At 71.1% G+C, this 19,341-nt stretch carries 16 protein-coding genes and 1 pseudogene; 8 read left to right on the forward strand and 9 right to left on the reverse strand.

What is annotated here, in order from left to right:
• Positions 1–429: 429 nt before the first annotated feature.
• A complete protein-coding gene (tyrS, locus tag ASG76_RS05550; RefSeq protein ID WP_056601060.1) occupies positions 430–1,695 on the reverse strand; it encodes a tyrosine--tRNA ligase in 1,266 nt (421 codons plus the stop codon).
• An 85-nt stretch (positions 1,696–1,780) separates the two neighbouring features.
• Between tyrS and ASG76_RS05555 the strand changes: the two genes are divergently transcribed.
• Positions 1,781–3,154, forward strand: coding sequence for a serine/threonine-protein kinase (locus tag ASG76_RS05555; RefSeq protein ID WP_056601062.1), 1,374 nt, complete (start codon positions 1,781–1,783; stop codon positions 3,152–3,154).
• A 4-nt stretch (positions 3,155–3,158) separates the two neighbouring features.
• Here the strand turns inward: ASG76_RS05555 and ASG76_RS05560 are convergent, their stop codons facing one another.
• The 5 genes and pseudogenes from ASG76_RS05560 to ASG76_RS19565 form a co-directional block, all read right to left on the reverse strand.
• Positions 3,159–3,821 carry a response regulator gene (locus ASG76_RS05560; RefSeq protein WP_056601064.1) on the reverse strand — a complete coding sequence of 221 codons (663 nt, stop codon included), beginning with the start codon at positions 3,819–3,821 and terminating at the stop codon, positions 3,159–3,161.
• On the reverse strand, positions 3,818–5,095 hold the full coding sequence (locus ASG76_RS05565; RefSeq protein ID WP_056601065.1) for a sensor histidine kinase: 1,278 nt from the start codon (positions 5,093–5,095) through the stop codon (positions 3,818–3,820). The genes ASG76_RS05560 and ASG76_RS05565 overlap by 4 nt, the downstream gene beginning before the upstream one ends.
• Before the next feature lie 22 nt (positions 5,096–5,117).
• Entirely contained in the window at positions 5,118–5,621 is a 504-nt protein-coding gene (locus tag ASG76_RS05570; RefSeq protein ID WP_056601066.1) for a hypothetical protein, read from the reverse strand.
• A gap of 95 nt (positions 5,622–5,716) precedes the next feature.
• Positions 5,717–5,992 (reverse strand): DUF2249 domain-containing protein, encoded by a 276-nt coding sequence (locus tag ASG76_RS19560; protein WP_235529466.1) that lies wholly within the window; start codon positions 5,990–5,992, stop codon positions 5,717–5,719.
• Between the two features lie 111 nt (positions 5,993–6,103).
• Positions 6,104–6,505, reverse strand: a pseudogene (locus ASG76_RS19565) (hemerythrin domain-containing protein); the annotation flags it as partial.
• A 42-nt stretch (positions 6,506–6,547) separates the two neighbouring features.
• Here ASG76_RS19565 and ASG76_RS05580 point away from each other — a divergent pair.
• From ASG76_RS05580 to ASG76_RS05595, 4 genes are all read left to right on the forward strand, one after another.
• Complete coding sequence (locus ASG76_RS05580; RefSeq protein WP_157558975.1) at positions 6,548–7,147, forward strand: helix-turn-helix transcriptional regulator; 600 nt, start codon at positions 6,548–6,550, stop codon at positions 7,145–7,147.
• On the forward strand, positions 7,144–8,271 hold the full coding sequence (locus ASG76_RS05585) for a hypothetical protein (protein ID WP_056601069.1): 1,128 nt from the start codon (positions 7,144–7,146) through the stop codon (positions 8,269–8,271). The genes ASG76_RS05580 and ASG76_RS05585 overlap by 4 nt, the downstream gene beginning before the upstream one ends.
• A complete protein-coding gene (locus ASG76_RS05590; protein ID WP_056601070.1) occupies positions 8,268–10,904 on the forward strand; it encodes a multicopper oxidase domain-containing protein in 2,637 nt (878 codons plus the stop codon). Before ASG76_RS05585 ends, ASG76_RS05590 begins: the two co-directional genes overlap by 4 nt.
• A gap of 88 nt (positions 10,905–10,992) precedes the next feature.
• Entirely contained in the window at positions 10,993–12,483 is a 1,491-nt protein-coding gene (locus tag ASG76_RS05595) for a serine/threonine-protein kinase (protein WP_056601071.1), read from the forward strand.
• Between the two features lie 233 nt (positions 12,484–12,716).
• Here the strand turns inward: ASG76_RS05595 and ASG76_RS05600 are convergent, their stop codons facing one another.
• The 3 genes from ASG76_RS05600 to ASG76_RS19360 all read right to left on the reverse strand — a co-directional run bounded on the left by ASG76_RS05600 (position 12,717) and on the right by ASG76_RS19360 (position 14,504).
• Complete coding sequence (locus ASG76_RS05600; RefSeq protein WP_056601072.1) at positions 12,717–13,034, reverse strand: hypothetical protein; 318 nt, start codon at positions 13,032–13,034, stop codon at positions 12,717–12,719.
• Positions 13,035–13,204: 170 nt separating this feature from the next.
• Positions 13,205–13,816 (reverse strand): ankyrin repeat domain-containing protein, encoded by a 612-nt coding sequence (locus ASG76_RS19355; protein ID WP_200948078.1) that lies wholly within the window; start codon positions 13,814–13,816, stop codon positions 13,205–13,207.
• Entirely contained in the window at positions 13,794–14,504 is a 711-nt protein-coding gene (locus tag ASG76_RS19360; RefSeq protein ID WP_200948079.1) for a hypothetical protein, read from the reverse strand. The genes ASG76_RS19355 and ASG76_RS19360 overlap by 23 nt, the downstream gene beginning before the upstream one ends.
• 519 nt (positions 14,505–15,023) lie before the next feature.
• Here ASG76_RS19360 and mobF point away from each other — a divergent pair.
• The 3 genes from mobF to ASG76_RS05620 all read left to right on the forward strand — a co-directional run bounded on the left by mobF (position 15,024) and on the right by ASG76_RS05620 (position 19,330).
• Positions 15,024–17,669: a MobF family relaxase gene (gene mobF, locus ASG76_RS05610; RefSeq protein ID WP_235529427.1), complete on the forward strand. Its 2,646-nt coding sequence runs from the start codon at positions 15,024–15,026 to the stop codon at positions 17,667–17,669.
• 100 nt (positions 17,670–17,769) lie between these two features.
• A complete protein-coding gene (locus ASG76_RS05615; protein ID WP_056601073.1) occupies positions 17,770–17,979 on the forward strand; it encodes a helix-turn-helix transcriptional regulator in 210 nt (69 codons plus the stop codon).
• Between the two features lie 115 nt (positions 17,980–18,094).
• Positions 18,095–19,330 carry a tyrosine-type recombinase/integrase gene (locus ASG76_RS05620; protein WP_162254089.1) on the forward strand — a complete coding sequence of 412 codons (1,236 nt, stop codon included), beginning with the start codon at positions 18,095–18,097 and terminating at the stop codon, positions 19,328–19,330.
• Positions 19,331–19,341: the final 11 nt, after the last annotated feature.

A 19,341-nucleotide genomic window follows, 5' to 3' on the forward strand; every position in this document is an offset into this window, starting at 1 on the left:
CCACCACCCAAAGGCAGCCATGACGTCAACGGGGCATAACAAACTAATTCGTCGACTAATCAAACACACTGTTGAGTTCTCAAGTATCAGACGCACCCACATCGCGATCCGGCGAGGATCTCGGTTGCGTGAGGCAACTGGTCAAACCTAGCGAGCGACTTTCTGTCCGCGCAAATCGCGGGCTGTTTCGCTCTGACCCGGTGGTGTCACCGTGACCGATGACCGCTTCGGGTTGTCCTGCCCGGGGCCGGGAGCCCGGCCTGACTGGCCTTGCTCCCCGCCGCTCCCTGGCGACAAAGAGAACATTAATGATCCCCGGGGGATCGTGCAAATCGAAACAGTGTGACCGCGGGCACATCGACGTCTTCGCAGGTCAGAGACCTGTTGTGACGCGTGGGACGGCGCGCGAGCGCGTCGCGTGGCCCCGGATCAGGGCACCTGGACGCCCGCGAACTTCTTCTTCCCGCGGCGCAGCACGAGCCAGGAGCCGGCGACCAGGTCGGACTCGGTGGGCCTGAGCTCGGGGTCCTCCACCCGCACGTTGTTGAGGTAGGCCCCTCCCTCCGCGACGGTGCGGCGCGCGTCGCCCTTGCTGCCAGCGAGCCCGCTGGACACCAGCAGGTCGAGGATGCCGGGCAGCTCGCGATCGGGGAGCGTCGTACCCCCGGCCTCGCGCAGCGCCGAGGCGAGCGTCTGGGTCGGGATGGCGGACAGGTCTCCCCCACCGAACAGCGCGGCCGCGGCGGCCTTGGCGTGCTCGACCTCCTCGGCGCCGTGCACGAGCGCCGTCACCTCGTCGGCCAGACGCTTCTGCCCGGCCCGGAGGAACGGCTTCTCCGCGGTCTGCTGCTCGAGGTCCTCGATCTCCTCGTGAGTGAGGAAGGTGAAGATGCGCAGCAGCTCGCCGACCTTCTCGTCCTCGACGTTGAGCCAGAACTGGTGGAAGGCGTAGGGCGAGAGCATCTCGGGGTCGAGCCACAGCGCGCCGCCCTCGGTCTTGCCGTACTTGGTGCCGTCTGCCTTGGTGACCAGCGGAGTGGCGAAGCCGTGGGCGCTCTCGCCGGTGACGCGGCGTACGAGCTCCGCGCCGCCGGTGATGTTGCCCCACTGGTCGGAGCCACCGAACTGCAGCGACACCCCGTGCTCGCGGAAGAGGCTGAGGAAGTCCATGGACTGGAGCAGGACGTAGGAGAACTCGGTGTAGCTGATGCCGGACTCGAGACGACGCCTGACCGTGTCGCGCGCCAGCATCCGGTTGACCGGGAAGTGCTTGCCGATGTCGCGCAGGAAGTCGATGGTGGACAGCGAGGCGGTCCAGTCGTAGTTGTTGACCGTGGTGGCGGCGTTGTCGCCCTCGAAGGACACGAAGCGCGAGACCTGCTGGCGCACCCGCTCGGTCCACTCCTTGACGGTGTCGAGGGAGTTGAGGGTGCGCTCGCCGGAGTCGCGCGGGTCGCCGATCATGCCCGTGGCCCCGCCGACGAGGATGTAGGGCGTGTGGCCGGCGAGCTGGAGCCGACGTGCCGTGACGAGCTGGAGCAGGTTGCCCATGTGGAGGCTCGGCGCGGTCGGGTCGAAGCCGACGTAGAACTTGACGCTTCCCTGGCCCAGCGCCGCGCGGAGGGCGTCGCGGTCGGTGGAGTGGGCCACGAGGCCGCGCCACTCCAGCTCGTCGAGTGCGTGGGGGGTCGTCACGGGAGTTCCTTCGGGTGGGGTCGGGTTCGAGGACGGGCACTAGCCTAGGGCGAGCACGGCGGAGGGTCGGGAGGGAGCACGGCACGTGATCGCAGGCAGGTACAGGCTCGAGCGGGAGATCGGTCGGGGCGGTTCCGGGACGGTCCACCTGGCCCTCGACGAGGTGCTCGGTCGGCAGGTCGCCATCAAGCGCATCGGTGCCACCCCCGGCTCCGACGACGCCGAGCTCGAGCGGGCCGAGCGGGAGGCGCGGCTGGCCGCGGCGCTCAACCACCCGCACGTGGTCGCGGTCTTCGACCTGGTCAACGACCATGACGTGCGCTGGCTGGTCATGGAGTACGTCGACGGCGAGACGCTCAGCGAGCGCGTACGGGGCTCCGGACCGCTCGACGCCACCGAGGCCGCCACCCTGCTGGCACAGACCGCCGACGCGCTGGTCGAGGCGCACGCCAACGGGATCGTGCACCGCGACGTGAAGCCCAGCAACATCATGATCGCCGGTGGTGCGGCCAAGCTCAACGACTTCGGCATCGCACGGTCGGAGGACGACCTGTCGCTGACGCAGACCGGTCTGGTGACCGGGTCGCCGGCCTACCTCGCGCCCGAGGTGGCCTCCGGGTCGTCCGCGACCGCGGCCAGCGACGTGTGGTCGCTGGGCGCCACGCTCTACCACTCGGTCACGGGCCGCCCGCCCTACGAGGTGGGCGACAACCTCATCGGCGCGCTCTACAAGATCGTGCACGAGGACCCTCCGCGCCTGCCGGAGGACCACCCGATGGCCGGGCTGCTGTCGGTGATGATGAACCGGGACCCCGAGCAGCGCTGGTCGATGCCCCGGGTGCGCGAGGAGCTCCTGCGCATCTCGCACGGCCAGACGTCGACGGTGCGGGTGGCACCCGTCGTACCCCCTCCGCCGGAGCAAACTGGCGTCCTCCCGCCCGTTCCGTTGGCGCCCGCGCCGGCTCCGGGCCGCCACCACCGCCGCTGGGGCTGGATCGTGGCCGCGGCGGTGCTGGCGGTCGCGGCGGTCGTGGCGGCGTACGTCCTGGCCGGGCGCGGCACGCCCGAGGCCGTCCCCGACGACCGCGACACCGGTGCACCGGCGTCCCAGGACTCGTCGCCGACGCCCAGCGCCTCTCCCGTGTCGGCGGAGGACACGCGCGCGCAGATGGACGCCTTCATCACCGACTACATCGCGACCGTGACCTCCGACCCGCGAGCGGCGTTCGAGCGGCTGACGCCGGAGTTCCAGCAGGAGAGCGGCGGCTACCCGGGCTACATCGGGTGGTGGGGCACGGTGCGGTCGGCCGAGCTCGCCGACGTCAGCAGCAACCCCTCGGACCTGACGGTCGGCTACACGGTGAACTACGTGATGAAGTCGGGCGAGCGCAGCACGCAGCGCGTGCGCCTGCAGCTCAAGCGGCTCGACGACCAGCTGCTGATCTCCGGCGAGGGCTGACGCCTCACCCGTCGAGCTCGTGACGCTGCACCCACAGCGCCGCCTGGGTGCGGTCGGCGACGCCGATGCGCTGGTAGGCCGAGGTCAGGTGGGCCTTCACGGTGCGCTCGGTGATGCCGAGGCGCTGGGCGATCTGCTTGTTGAGCAGGCCCTCGACCACCAGGCGCAGGACCTGTGCCTCGCGCGGCGACAACCCCGCGTCGTCGCGGGCCGCCGACACGCTCGGCGACGGCGTACGTCCTGAGGCGCGGGCGAGGAGGCGCCGGGCCGCGCGCGGGTCCAGCGGCGACTCGCCGCGCGCGACGGCGCGGATGCCCTCGAGGAGGACCTCGGGCTCGGCGTCCTTGAGGAGGTAGCCGACCGCGCCGGCCTCGAGCGCGGCGTCGATGCGCGCGTGGTCGGAGAAGGAGGTGAGCACGAGCACCTCGGTGCCGCCCCCGTCCTCCGCCTGCTCGGCCACGATGGCCCGGGTGGCCTCGACCCCGTCGAGCACCGGCATCTGGAGGTCCATCACGGCGACGTCGGGACGGTGCTCGCGCACCAGCGCGAGCGCCTCGCTGCCGTCGCGCGCCACGCCGACGACGACGAGATCGTCGGTCGACTCGATGAGCCCGGCCAGGCCACGGCGTACGACGGCGTGGTCGTCGGCCAGCACCACACGGATCATGCGAGCGGCACCTCCACGCGGACCGTGGTGCCGGCGCCGGGCGCGGACTCCACCTCCATCGTGCCGCCGTGCTCGCGCACGAGGCTCTCGGTGCCACGGAGGCCGAATCGGTCCTCCCCCACCACCGACGCGGGGTCGAAGCCCGCCCCGTCGTCGACGACCTCCAGCACCAGGACGTCGTCGTGGCGATGGACGGTGAGGGACATGCGGCTCGCTCCGGCGTGCCGCGCCACGTTGCGCACGGCCTCCTGCGCGGCCCGCCACACGAGTGCGACCGCCCGGCGCGAGGCGTCCTCGTCTCCGCTGACGTCGACGTCCACCGCGATCCCGGACGCCGCGAAGGGCGCGACGAGGTCGTCGAGCGCGGCTGCGATGCCGGTGGCGTGCAGGTCGGGTGGGTAGATCTCCACGAGCAGCGACCGGAGCGCGCGCATGCTGACCCGCAGTGACCGGCCGATCTCGTCCAGCTCCTGGCGCTCTCCCCCGTCGGTGCGTGCCGCGACGGTGGACAGCTGCATCGACGAGCCCGCCAGGTCCTGGACGACACCGTCGTGCAGGTCGCGCGCGATGCGGAGCCGCTCGTCGTCGGAGGCACGCACGGCCGCCTCGAGGAGCCGCTCGCGCTCGCGCGCCGCGCGGGAGAGGCGTCGTGACAGCAGGACGAGCAGGGGTGTGCTGAGGGCCACGAGGGCGAGCAGGGAGCCGATGGTGATGGGCAGGAACCGGCTCAGCACCTGCGCGCGGCGCTCGCGGACCTGGTCGACACCGAGGTAGGCCTCGAAGAGCAGCGGATCGCCCTCGGGCGCGTGGATGCGCGTGTAGACCTCGAGGAGGTCACCCCCGAGCTCGCGCTCGAAACGGTTCTCGGGCCGGGCGAGGTCGGAGAGCTCGGCGTCGGTGCCGCCGTCGCGGAGCACGTCGCGCTCGTCGCCGCCCAGGGGGTACGTCGCACCGATCAGCTCGGTGCGGTCGCTGTAGATGATGGTCCCGTCGGCGTCCCAGACCTTGATCCGCAGGACGTCGTCGACCAGCAGCCGGTCGAGCGCGGAGCGGTCGAAGCGGTCGATGGCCGCGGCGTCCCCGCGCACGAGCCCCCGAGGGAGGGCCGGCTCGGCCACCGACGTGCCGAGCACGCGGGTCAGCGAGCGCGCGTCGGCGATCGCCTCCTCGTCGGCTGCCGAGCGGCTCAGCGCGCCGGTCGCGACGAGGACGACCACGAGCGTGACGAATCCCGTGGCCAGGAACTGCGCCACGGGATTGGTCAGCCACCGCATGGGGTGCACCTCCTGGACGAGGTCAGTAGTTGACCACACCCCGGCACACCTGGCCGTCGCGCACGGCGCGGAGCACGACCGCGTCGGTGCCGGCGAGGTCGACCATCCGGCGCTCGACCTCGAAGGAGCCGCTGCGTCCGGCCGTGGTGCCCACCCCGCGGTCGCTCACCGACCCGTCGTGGCGCAGCATCCAGCGCCAGCGCTCGCCGGCGACGTTGCTGTCGATCTCGCCCTCGACCTCGAGGCGGCCGTCGTCGGTCTTCACCTTGAGCTTCCACGTGGCGCCGTCACTGCAGCTGCCGGTGCGGATGACGCGGTCGTCGCCGCCCGAACGGGTGCCGCCGTGGTCGTCGCCGGCCGGGTCGTCGTCGCCGCCGCTGCGCTGCGACACGAGCCCTCCCTGTGCGGAGGCGGACGCGGTGCCCGCGCCGACGAGACCGGCCGCGAGGCCGCCGACGGCGAGGGTGAGGGCGAGGGCGCGGGCGGCGCCCGTCACGGTGCGGGTGATGCTGGGGGTGGTGGTCATGGGTCCTCCTGGAGTAGGTGGGACCAGCCTCGTCGCGGCAGGCGACCTCCGCGAGATGTCCGATGGTGCTAGTACCCCAGCGGATCAGGCGCGGATCAGGCGCGGCGGACCAGCTCCAGGCGCCAGACGTCGGGTCCGGCGTCGCGGTAGTCGACGGCGTACGCCCCGGGCGTGCGCTGCTCGAGCTGGGCGAGCAGGGGCAACGGGTCGTGGTCGGCGACCAGGAGCAGGCCGGCGCCCGGGCGCAGGCCGTCCAGCGCGCCGAAGATCGTCGCGTGCCGGATGGCGTGGGGGATCACACGCACGTCGAGCTCAGGCAGGCCCGCCTCGTCGTGGCCTCCGCAGGCGCACTGGTGCCCGCCGTGGGCCACGTCGGCGGGCTGGGCGTCCTCCCCGTGGTCCGCGCGGCCGCCGAGGAGCTCGTGCATCCCGGCAAGCATCTCCGCCACGGAGTAGTCAGGCGAGGCGACGAGGGTGGGGATGAGCTGGTCGTTCTCCTTGGCGAGGTGGCTGTCGAAGACGGTCTCGAGGGCCCGGGCGAGCGCGGCCACCTCGACGGGGTCGGACGCGGCCTCGAGGTCGGCGACCAGGCGGTGGATGAGGACGTGCTCGGCGAGCATGGCCTCGACGAGCAGCCGGGACTCCGTGATCTGGCGTGCCGCGGGGTAGAGGGTGCGCTCCTCCGCGGTGGCGTGGGGCACGAGCTCGTCGCGCAGCCACGACAGCAGGTCCTGCCGCGCGGAGTCGGCGTGGCCGGTGCGCGCTGCACGCACGACGTCGGCGGTCAGCAGGTCGAGCCGGCCGGCCATCTCGGCGTGGTGCTGCTCGACCTTCTCGGCCGCCTCCGCGTCGGCGTGGTTGCTGGCAATGGTGACGGTGGACATGGTGCCTCCTCGGGTGGGCGAACGGTTCGCTAATAATCTACAATGAATCCCGTGGAAATAAATGAGCCCGGTCTCACCGCCGCCCAGGCGCGGGTGCTGGCCACGCTCCGCGCGGCCGGTCGCGCACTGACCCTCTCGGAGCTGCAGGACCTCACGGGCCTGCACCAGAACACCCTGCGCGGGCACCTCGACGCGCTGGTGGCGGCCGGCAGCGCGAGCCGCATCGCCAGCCGCGGTGGCGGTCGCGGTCGCCCGGCGTGGGGCTACCTCGCCCGCGAGCCCGAGTACGCCGCCCTCGCCATGGCGCTGGCGTCGGGGCTGGACGCCGGCGAGGGTCGCGCCCTCGACCCCGCGGCGGTGCGCGGCGGCCGGGCGTGGGGCGAGCGCCTTCGCGACCAGCTCGGGGCCGTCGAGGACGGTCACGAGCGGGTGCTGCTCGCGCTCACCCACACCGGCTTCTCCCCCGAGGCCGATGGGGACCGGGTGGTCCTGCACTCCTGCCCCCTGCTCGACGCGGCCCGCTCGCACCCGGCCGTGGTGTGCGCGGTGCACCTCGGCATGGTCGAGGGCGTGCTGGGCCGGGAGGGCGCCGGGCTCCGCCCGCGCCCGGAGTCCCTCGGTTGCGTCGTGAGCCTGCCGTGAGCGGGCGGCGCACGCCGGCGCCTCGCGCGCTGCTGGCCGTGCCGGCGGCCGTCGCCATGGTCGTCGGCGTCGACGCCGGCCTCTCGCTGCTGGGCGTGTGGGCCCCGGTGCACTCGGGGCGGCTGGGCGACGCCCACGGCCTGCTGATGGTGCTCGGGTTCGTCGGCACGCTCGTCGCGCTCGAGCGTGCGGTGGCCCTCGGCTCGACCTGGGGCTACGCCGTCCCCGCGCTCCTGGGATCCGGCGCCCTGGCGCTGCTCGCACCGCGCGTGGACCGCCTCGGCCACCCGCTACTGGTGGCCGGCACGGCTGGTCTGTGCCTGCTCTACGTCCCGCTGTGGCGCCGCCAGCGCGACGACGCGGTGCTGGTCTCCGCACTCGGCGCCGTCCTGGCGCTCGGTGGCGCGGTGCTCGTGCTCGGCGGCGCCGACGTCCCCCTCGCCCTGCCCTGGCTGGCAGGCTTCGTGGTGCTGACGATCGCCGGCGAGCGGCTGGAGCTGGCCCGACTGGCGATGCCGGCGGGGGCTGGGACCTCGCTCGTGCTGCTGGGTCTCGCGGTCACCGTCGGGGTGCCGGCCACCACGATGTGGCCACGTGCCGGAGCCGGCGCCCTGGGCCTGGTGGTCCTCCTGCTGGCGGCCTGGCTGGCGTCGTACGACGTCGCGCGGCGGACCGTCCGCGGTTCCGGTCTGCCCCGCTTCGCGGCAGCCTGCATGCTGGCCGGCCAGGGCTGGCTGGCCGTGGCGGGAGGCGTCTGGCTGGTCGCCGGGCAGCCGGCGGACGGGGTGGCGTACGACACGCTGGTGCACGCGGTCTTCCTGGGGTTCGCCCTCTCGATGATCATGGCGCACGCCTCCTCGATCCTGCCGGCGGTGACCCGGGTGCCGCTCCCCTACCGGCCGGCGATGTGGGCCCCGTGGCTCCTGCTCCAGGCCTCCCTCGTCCTCCGCCTGTGGGGCGGCGACGCCCTCGGCAGCGACCTGGCGCGCGAGGTCGGCGGGGCCGGCAACGCGGTGGCGCTGCTGCTGTTCTTCGTCGTCGCGGCCGCGAGCACGGCGATGGGTCCACCCGCGCCGCGCGCGGTCGTGGCGGCCACTGACCGCGAGCCGGAGGTGGCGCGATGACCGCCCTGCAGTCGCCGAGCGGGACACGTCCTGACGCGCCGACATCCGGGACGCGCGGATTCTGGCCGATCCGGGACCTGCCCGTGGTCGGCTGGCTGCTCGCGGCGGTGGTCGTGGCGCTCGTGCACCGGTGGGTGCCGGAGGCACGCTGGCTGCTGCTGCACCTGCTGCTGCTCGGCGCCGCCGGCCACGCGATCCTCGTGTGGAGCCGCTACTTCGCCGACACGCTGCTGCGGGGACCGGCGACGCCCCGACGGGAGCAGTCGATCCGGCTGGCGACCTTCGACCTCGGCGCCATCGCCGTGACCGTCGGCGTCAGCCTCGGCGGGTGGCTGCTCGTCCTGGCGGGCGCGGTGGCGGTCGCGGCCGCGGTGACGTGGCACGTGGTGTCGTTGGCGCGCGGACTGCGCGCCAGGTTCCGCTCCCGCTTCGCGCCAACGGTGCACTACTACCTCGCCGCGGGCGCCCTGCTCCCCGTCGGTGCGACGCTCGGCGTCTGGCTCGCACGTGGCCTGTCCGACCCCCTCGACGCGCGCGTGCGCATCGCGCACGCGAGCATCAACGTGCTCGGCTGGGTGGGCCTCACCGTGCTCGGCACCCTCGTCACCCTGTGGCCGACCATGCTGCGCACCCGGCTGGCCGAGGGGGCCGAGAAGGCCTCCCGCGTCGCGCTGCCCCTGCTGGTCGCAGGGATCGGCCTGGTGGCGGCGGCCTCGTGGGCGGACCAGCCACGCGGGGTCGCGGTCGGCCTGGCGACCTACCTCGGCGGCGTGCTGGTCCTGGCCCGTCCGATGGTGCACGCGGCACGGGTCAAGCCGCCGGCGAGCTTCCCGACATGGTCGGTGGGCGCAGGCGTGCTGTGGCTGGTCGGGATGCTCGCGGTGGTCGCGGTGCGCGTCGTGCTCGGTGGCGGGTGGGACGACGTGTCGCTCGCGCTGCACGACGCCGCGCCCTACCTGGCCGCCGGGTTCGTGGCCCAGGTGCTGCTGGGCGCCCTGTCCTACCTGGTGCCGGTGGTGCTCGGTGGCGGACCCGCCGCCGTCAGGTCCGCCAACGGTGCGCTCGACGCGGGCGGCGCGCTGAGGGTGACGCTGGCCAACGTCGGACTGGTGTGGTGCGTGCTGCCGGTGCCCAGCGGCGTACGCGTCGTGGCGTCGGTGCTGGTGCTCGGCGCCCTCGCGACCTTCGTGCCGCTCCTGCTGCGCGCCGTCCGCCTGCGGCACCGGGTCGCCCCGACCTCGACGGTCGTCGCACGACCCCGCGGCCAGAACACCGGTCTCGCCGCCGTCGGCGTCGCCCTCGCCGTGCTGGCGGTGGCGGTCGGCGGTGCCGTCGACCCCGCCGCCCTGGGTCGGGCCGTCTCCGCCGATGCGGGGGTCGCTCCCACTGGGCGCACCGTGGAGGTCGACGTGGTCGCGAAGGACATGCGCTTCACTCCCGACCACGTCGAGCTGCAGGCAGGCGACCGGCTCGTCATCACCCTGCGCAACGAGAGCGACGGCGACGTCCACGACCTGGTCCTCGAGACCGGCGCCGACACCGGGCGCACCGCTCCCGGCGAGGAAGCGGTGCTGGACGTCGGCGTCGTCGGCCGCGACCTCGACGGGTGGTGCTCGGTCGTGGGGCACCGGCAGATGGGGATGGTGTTCGCCGTCGACGTCAGCGGAGGCGCCGACGGCGCAGCGATCCACGCCCCGGGCGGCGCGACCGTGCCCCCGGGCCACGAGGACCACGGCCACGACTCGTCCGGTGCGCCGCTGCAGGCCCCGGGTGAGCCGGCGCCGGGCTTCGCGGCGTACGACCCGGTCGTGCCGCCGCTGGGCCCCGGGCGCGTGCACCGCGAGACCTTCCGGATCACCGAGCACGAGGCGGAGGTCGCCCCCGGGGTGACCCAGGAGGTGTGGACCTTCAACGGCACCGCGCCCGGCCCGGTGCTGCACGGACGCGTCGGCGACCGGTTCGTCATCACCCTCGTCAACGACGGGACGATGGGCCACTCGATCGACTTCCACGCCGGCGTGCGCGCCCCCGATGCAGTGATGCGCACGATCCCCCCCGGGGAGTCGCTGACCTACCGCTTCACCGCGACCCGGGCCGGGACATGGATGTATCACTGCTCGACGATGCCGATGACGGCGCACATCGCCAACGGCCTGTTCGGCGCCGTCGTGATCGAGCCGCCCGACCTGCCGCGCGTCGACCGGGCGTACGTGCTCGTCCAGTCCGAGCAGTACCACGGGGTCGACGGCGCGGTCGCCGACCTCGACAAGGTGGCGGCCGAGGAGCCGGACGCCGTGGTCTTCAACGGCTATCCCGACCAGTACGCGCACCAGCCCCTGCGCGCCCTCGCCGGCGACCGGGTGCGGATCTGGGTGCTCGACGCCGGACCGAGCCGCGCCTCGTCCTTCCACGTCGTCGGCGGGCAGTTCGACACCGTCTTCTCCGAGGGAGCGTGGCAGCTCGGCACCCGGCGTGGCCCCTCGCGCGACGGCGGCGCGCAGGTGCTGCCGCTGCTCCCCGCCCAGGGCGGCTTCGTCGAGCTGGTGCTCGACGAGCCGGGCGACTACCCGTTCGTCAGCCATTTCATGGTGGACGCCGAGCGCGGCGCGCGGGGGGTGCTGCGGGTCCAGTGACCCGGGGCACGGTGCACTGGTCCCGATGGGTGTGCGGCGATCGAGGCCGGCGTGGCAGCCTGATGTGACGCCACGGAAGGGGCAGGACGTGATCGCAGGCAGGTACACCCTCGAGCGAGAGATCGGGCGTGGTGGAGCGGGCGTCGTGCACCTCGCCCACGACGAGGTGCTGGGCCGCTCGGTCGCCATCAAGCGGATGGGACTCCTCCCGGGCACGACTGAGGACGACGTCGCCCGTGCCCAGCGCGAGGCGCGCCTGGCCGCGGGCATCAACCACCCCCACGTGGTCTCGATCCTCGACCTCGTCAAGGACGACGACTGCTACTGGCTCGTCATGGAGCTCGTCGAAGGGCGCACGCTCAGCGAGCTGGTCGCGGGCGAGGGACCTCTCGACCCCAGGCGCGCGGCCGCCCTCATCGCGCAAGCCGCCGACGGCCTGGTGGAGGCGAACCGGGCCGGGATCGTGCACCGCGACGTGAAGCCCAGCAACATCATGGTCGGTGACGCGGACCGCGTGAAGCTCGGCGACTTCGGCATCGCCCGGTCGGCGAACGACGACGCGCTGACCCGGACCGGCCTGGTCACCGGCTCGCCCGCCTACCTCGCGCCGGAGGTGGCCTCCGGACAGCCCGCGACCGCCGCGAGCGACGTGTGGTCCTTGGGTGCGACGCTGTTCCACGCCGTCGCCGGGCGAGCGCCGTACAACATGGGCCAGAACGTGCTGGGGGGTCTCTACAAGATCGTCCACGACGCGCCTCCGCGCCTGCCCGACGACCACCCGCTCGCCGCGGTGCTGGCCGGGATGATGACCAAGGACCCGGACGAGCGCTGGTCCGTGGTGCAGGTGCGCGACGAGCTGCAGCGCATCGCCCGCGGCGAGCCAGGTGGGCCGGCACCGGCCGACGGGCGCGGCGGTGCGGAGACGACCATGGTGCTGGACGCCGGGGACGCAGCACTGCCTGCCGGCCGCGACCCGGCACCGACGCCCGCGCCGACGCCCGTCGCAGCGGCCGCGCCAGCAACGATCACCGACCGCCCGGGCTCTCGACGGCGGCCGGTCGGCTGGTTGGTCACTGCTCTCGTCCTCCTGCTCCTGGCCGGACTGGGGGCGTGGCTCCTGTGGCCCGGTGACGGCGAGCGTCCCGACACCACGGCCGGCACCGAGAAGAGCACGACACCCGCTCCGTCCGACGAGCCGACGGAGAAGCCGACGGCGTCCGAGACGTCGCAGGAGCCGACGGCCGAGCCCAGTCCGTCCGCAGGCGGGACCGGAGCAGAGCGAGCGGCGATGCAGGCCTTCGTCGAGGACTACTTCTCCCGCGTCACCGCCGACCCGCGGTCGACCTTCGAGATGCTGACCCCGCAGTTCAAGACGGAGAGCGGCGGCTACGACCGCTACTCCGGCTTCTGGAGCACCATCAGCTCCGCCCGGCCCTACGGCATCACCGCCGACCCGAAGGCGATGACGGTGTCCTACACGATCGACTACGTCAAGACCAACGGCGACACCACCACCCAGCAGGTCCAGCTGCAGCTGCAGAAGCAGGGCGACCAGTACCTGATCGCCGGCGAGGGCTGACGCACCTCGCGGGAGTAGGGCGGGTGGGGCTCGAACCCACGACCCAAGGAAACGATCTGGGGCCCCTCACATCGCATCACCCGAGCCAGATTTACGCTCAGAACAGGGGTTCTGGCTCCATCCGTCGTCACGCCAAAAGGCCTCGAATCATCTCAAAGTGGGGAATAAGTCAGGAATAAAGACGTGACCTCGCGAGAGGGCGGCTCTGGCGATGGTCCTGGTGTCGTCGGTCCTCAAACTTCTTCGCTGAGGGACGACAGCACCTCGACGAACTGCTCCACGGTGGGCGACCCGCCGAGCCCCTGAGGCGTGGAGTAGACACGACAAGCCAGCCCCACCTGCTCGTCGCCGGTGGCGAATGGGTCGCGCCCGTCAATGAGCACGGTCGGCGACCCGGTGAACGAGACAGCGGAAGCCTCCTCGACGGTCTCGACCCTCCGGCGGTGAACCGTCAGGTCGTCACGTCCGATGACGACTAGGGCGCGAGCGAGGCGCTCGTCAGCCACTGTCCAATTCGGGCACCCGTCGAAGTACAACAGCTCGACCTTCAAGGCTGACTCCTAGAGTTCGCCGACCACCTGGTCATCGGCAGTATGCCCCAGCAGCGCTACGCGAACCCTGACGAGTGACGCTTGCACTCGGTACCTAGGTCCGGTTTACGCTCGACACAGTCGGGATCAATCCATCACTGGCCACAACACGCACGTCTGGGTATCGGGCGTCAGGTCGATTCGTGCTGTCGGGTGAGAAGTTCGTCGATGCGCTGGTTGCCTGTTGGTGGGGTGTGCCTGGTGGGCGCACCTTCAGCGACCAGCAGGGCGACTGTGTTCTCGTAGTCGCCGTCAGTGGCACGGTTGTTGCGCCAACCCCAGACGGCCGCGTCGAGCGGTGTCGGGCCCTCGTCGTCAAAGGCGCAGTCCTCCAAGTCGGCTCCGCGCTCGACCAGGAGCCGCACGACATCGAGGCGCCCATGCATGGCTGCTTGGTCAAGAGGGGTGAAATTGCTCCACCCGCGAGAGTCCACGGGAACACCGGCGTCGAGCAGCGACCGCACCACCTCGACTCGTCCGAGCAGCGCGAACTGCCCCAGCAGCCACCCGGAGTCGCGGCCGGGAATGCCGGGCATAGGAGGCGGTGCGTCGGGAAGTGTGTGGGACTGGCCGCGAGCTACCGCAAGCACGTCCTCTGCGACGCGGTCCAACACGCCGGTGGCACCAAGACCCGCGAGTAGGTCGTAGGCGGCCAAGTGGCCGACACGTGCGGCAGCCGCCAGGGGCGTCAGGCCAATGTCAGGGTGGGGCAGGTCGGGGTCAGCTCCTGCATCGAGCAGCATCCGCAGGATGCGTGTGCTGCGGCCCCGGCCCGATCGCCCAGTGCAAGGCCCCAAGGGCGTCAAGGTCGGGGTCGCGCGTAAGGAACCATGCCAGTCCGACCTCATCCTCGAAGTCGAGCTTGTGAGCGAGCATGTTCTCGTATCCGGGACGGTACAGGAGTTCGAGGAACGCAGAACCGCCACGCTCGCAGGCGTGATAGAAGGCGTCGTCGTCCGGCTCGGCGCCGCGCTGCAAGAGCAGTTGAAGCAGCGACACGTCCTGCCGTTCGACTGCGTAGTAGCAGGTCGTCAGTTCCCACTCGCCGTCTGTTGACGGGGTGGTGGCGAGCGGATCGGCCCCCGCGTCCAGGAGCAGCTCAGCGCATGAGCGGATATCGCCAGGTGCACCCGTGGAGTCAGCGAGCAGCCGAAGCAGCGGTGGCGTGTCGTGGATACGGGTGGTGGCGGCCGACGGGTTCTCGACGAGAAGGCTGCGCACGGCGGCTGGCTCGGCTAGGGCCAGAGCCCGTTCCATCCCCGACAAGCCGATGGACAGCACGTGTCGGACTAGCCGTGGCCAGCTGGCGAAGCCGTACTCGGCAGCCAGCTCGCGCTGCGCTGTGACCAATCCGACGCCTCGGGTCCGGCGTCGACGTTTGGCCTGCTTGCGCAGGTGTTCCAGGGATGGGCGCTTGGGCAGTTCACGCATGTCGAACCTCCGCTGCCCGGGTCCGCGTGCGCGGGCCGAGGTCCGGTCCGGTCACTGCTGAAGTCGAGTCGGTGGGATAGTCCCTTCCCCGCGGACAGGGTGCGTCCGACGACGCACCGCCCATTCTACGCAGCCGCTATTGCCACGTGCCGATTCAGCGCCTAAGCCGAAGAAAATGCGTGCTCGCGTCTCAGGCAAATCGGGACGTGCTCGGTCGTCCAGACCGGCGATAATGACTCGTGGGTCACCGCCTCGGAGTGAGCGAGTCGCAAACCATCTCGCGCGAGTGAAGATTGCACTGCGTATCTGCCGTTGCGCACCCATCTGCCGCGGACCCTCAGTCCACCGTCGTGGCTGGGCACCAGCCGGCTCACCGCGTCCGAACTGCACGCCGTCCCGATGCTTCTCAGAGCGGCACGCATGCTACGGAGTTCCGTAGTCGGTCCGTCCCTGATGGGCAGGTCGAACCTCACCTGCGCGCCGACAAGGGACGAGCGGGTGGGATGCGTGCACGGAGGCGTGAAGTTCTACCGCGGCGCCGCCGCGGCTGCCCGTCGCTACGTCGAAGCCGATCATTCGCGCGCGGACGATTACTACCTCGCCGAAGGGACAGGGTTGGCCGAGCGCTACACGGCGACACCCACCGTCGTGACCCTTGCGGGGAGCTTGGACGGTGACGCGTACGAGCGGTGGGTGGCTGGGTACGACGTCGACGCTGGCACACCAAAGGGGCGGCTGCGCAACAACGCGAATGCGTTGCGATTCGTCGAGGTCGTGGTCAACGGGCCGAAGACCTGGTCGATCGCCGCTGCGCTGGACGGAGAGATCGCGGCGGCATACGACGCGGCGATGGACCGCGCCTCAGCAGAGGTCGTCAAGTACGTCACAGCGACTGCGACTACGCGCGTCGGTCCGCGTGACCGGCAGGTTCAGGTCCCAGTCGAACGGCTCGAGGCGGCGGTTGTTCGGCACTACACGTCTCGTGCTGGCGACCCGCACCGACATCTGCACCTGCAGTTCAATGCCCGCGTCTTCGCTTGCGGGGAGTGGCGCGGACTGCACTCGGTCGGAGTCGTGGACAGCATCGAGGCCATCAACGGCATCGGGCACGCCGCGATCATGTGCGATCCCGAGTTCCGGCAGACGTTGGCAAAGAACGGGTTCACCCTTGACGACGCCGGCGAGATTATCGAGCTCCGGCCTTTCACTCCGGCCTTCAGCCATCGCGCCGCCCAGATCCACCGCAACGTCGACGAGTACGAGGCCGCCTGGCGAGCTGCCCATCCCGGCCAGGAACCAGGCCCGAAGCTGCGGCGGGCGTGGGACCGGCGCGCGTGGGCCGAGGGGCGACCGGACAAGGTCGCCCCTGCTGACGGCAGCGAACTGGTCGAATGGTGGAACGACGAGCTATCCGATCTCGGCTTCAAGCCGCCTCTGCGTGAAGCCCCGGTTGCTGGTCTCGACATCGGACTAATCCAGCGCGACGCCGTAGCGGCGGTAGCGCTGTCGCGCCTCGGCGCGCGGCGGTCGGCGTGGAACATCGCCGACGTACGCGGCGAGGTCGAACGACTCGTGGCCTCGGCCGGTGTTGTAGTCGAACCCGGCGTGCGCGGGGAGCTGGTTGCGGACATCGTCGACCGCGCCCTTTCGCGGTGTGTGCCGATGCTCGACCGAGATGACGTCCCAGCCCACATCCGACAGCTCACCTCACAACGAGTTCTCGACGTAGAGGCCGATCTGATCGAGTGCATCACAGCCCGCTCGCAACGAGCTCCTCGTGATGCCGAGCCGGGGCCGGGGCTCGAGGGCCTCGACCCTGCACAGCAGGCCGTTGTTGAAGCGATAGCCGATCGCGAGACTGGGCTTCTAGTGATCGAGGGCGCCGCCGGCACCGGCAAGACCACCACCCTCGCCGCGGCCGCTCACGCTCTTGCAGCTGACGGGCGACGGTTGGTCGTGGTCACGCCAACCCTCAAGGCCGCGCAGGCCGCGCAAAAACAGGTCGGCGCGGACGGGTTCTCAGCTGCGTGGCTGGTCCACCAGCACGGCTACCGGTGGGACGAGAACGGCCGGTGGAGTCACTTCGAGACGCACCCCGATCAGATTGCGTGCCTACGCTCCGGGGACGTGCTGCTGGTCGACGAGGCCGGCATGCTCGACCAAGACACCGCCCACGCAGTGTTCGAGATCGCCACTCGTGCGCACGCGACCATCGCGCTCCTCGGGGATCGTCACCAACTGCCCGCGGTCGGCCGTGGGGGCGTCCTCGACCTCGCCGCCCGTTGGGCACCGCCAGGAGCACGCTTAGAGCTCGACGCTGTACATCGGTTCACCGATCCCGGATACGCCGATCTCAGCCTGCTGATGCGCACGGGAGAGCGACCCGGCGAGGTCTTCGACGCCCTCCTGGACCGCGGTCAGATAGTCGTCCATGCCAGCGAGGTCGAGCGGACCGCAGCCCTAGCCAACATCGGGACCGACAGCGACCAGCTGATCGTGGCCGACACTCACGACCAGGTCGGCAACCTCAACTTAGCCATCCGCGATCGGCGCCGGCGCTGCCATGGGTCGTCTGGTTGGCGGCTTGGTGATCTTGTGACGCAACGCGGTGAGCTCGTTGGGGTCGGCGATCGCGTCTCCACCCGCCGCAACGACCGTGGGCTCGGAGTCGCGAACCGGGACACGTGGCAAGTGACCGGCAGCAACGCCGACCGAAGCTTGATCGTCACTGGCCGTGCTGGCATCCGGATCCTGCCTCACGAGTACGTCGTTCAACACGTCGAGCTTGCCTACGCAACAACGGCGTACGGAGCCCAGGGAGAGACCGTCGAGAGCGCCCACCTGCTTCTCGGCGAAACCACCAGCGCCGCGTCGGCGTACGTCGGCATGACCCGCGGCCGCAACACCAACACCGCCCATCTCGTCGCCGAGTCCGTCGACGACGCTCGCGCCCAATGGATCGACACCCTCAGCGGGGATCGCACAGACCTCGGGCCCGCGCAGGCCGCTCGTCGTGCAGCCGATGACATCGACCGCTACGGGAGCCAGGCACGCTCCCAAACCATCTCGATGCAAGCAGCCGCGCTGCGCGCCGCTCAGGCCTCCCGCGCTGGGCCTAACCACCCTGCCCGTTCGCCGGCCACGTCTCCAGAGCTGGGCCGATGACCTCCGCCGGCGCCCGACCGAGCCGAAATCGCTCGCGCACCGTTGCTTGTCCTGATCCGAGATGAGCCCTCCCCGCGCTCGAGACGACAAGGACCGATCCGTGAACCCCATCCACCGCAACGCCGAACCGCCCCGTGACCTCCTGACCGCAGCGGAGCTTGCCGACCGATGGGCCGTCACCGTGGGTCATCTGGCCAACCTACGAGCGCACGGTCAGGGCATCAGCTACATCAAGCTCGGCAACCGAGTGGCCTACCGCTACGCCGACGTCATTGCCTACGAGAACACCCACTACGTCGAGGTCGGCTGAGCGTTGTCCACAGGGAGCGTGCGGCAGTAGTTGTCCACAGATCCAACGCGGCAAGGTTGACGCCCCCGCAAGGACTCGCACCCTTGAACTATTCCCAACTACGGAGGCGATGACTGTGCCGCGACCGACCACCCCGGCGTACGAGCTGGGAAAGATCACACTTCGTCCTCACCCGACTCGTCCTGGCCAGTTCCAGGCACGCGGCTACTTCAAGGACCGTCGCAACATCCGCCGTGAGGCGAGCGCTGCCGGGAGCTCTCGAACCGCCGCCACTCGCGCCCTCCGTGCCAAGGTCACCGCTGCGGAAAGGCAGCACGCGGGAGGAACCAGCGAGCTCAACAACGAGACCCGCGTCGATGCCGCCGCGCAGGTATGGCTGACGCGCAAGCGAAGCCAGCGCAAGCGCGGTGGAGGCGCACTGTCACCCGTCACGATTGCGGACTACGAGGGCTACGTCAGCCGGGTCATCGAGGGATCTGCCATCGGCTCGCTGACCGTGTCGCAGGTCAATTCGATCGCCGTGATCGAGCATTGGCTCACCGAGATCGCCAACACCCGTGGCACCGTCGCTGCCCTCCAGTCGCGCAAGGTCCTCGGCGGCATCCTCACGCTCGCCGAACGACTCGACGCGATCCCTGCGAGCGTGATGCGCCGGGTCGAGCTGCCGGTCGCGGCGCCCGGCAGCGCCGGCGACAGGTCCTGTCGGGACCCCGAGGACTGCGACGGCAATTGCGGCGGCCGGCATCTCGACACCAGACGCGCGTTCACCATCGAGGAGATGAGACACGTCCAGCGTGCCGCCGATGCCTCCGGCGCTGACATCGGCGACCTCGTCGCGTTCCTCTTCGGTACCGGCGCCCGCATCTCCGAGGCACTGCGCAACACCGCGTGGGTCGACATCGACCTCGACGCCCGGCGGGTGCGCGTCCGGGGCACGAAGACGCGACAAGCCGACCGGGTGCTCGCCCTGAGCGAGTCGCTGACCGAACGGCTACGCCTGAGGGCCAGCAGGTTCGGCACCGAGGGACAGGTGTTCGGCACGACCAGGTTCTCGATCAGCCGGAACGGAGCCAACATCCTTGGCAAGCCCCGCGATCGCCAGAACGTCCTGAAGGCGATCAGAACCGTGCTCTCGGAAGCCGACGCCCGTTGGGCGGGCTCACATTCGTTCCGAAGGACCGTGGCCTCGTGGATGGACCAAGCCGGCGCACCGCTCGCCGAGATCGGGGCCCAGCTCGGTCACAGCGACCTGAACGTAACCGCGCACTACCTCGGTCGCACCACAACACCGACGCGTGCCGCCACAGTCATGGTGCTCCCCGCTGCGGGAGCGTCTGAAAGTGGGGAATAAGTCAGGAATTG

It is taken from the genome of Nocardioides sp. Soil774 (genome assembly GCF_001428125.1).
Lineage (GTDB): Bacteria > Actinomycetota > Actinomycetes > Propionibacteriales > Nocardioidaceae > Nocardioides.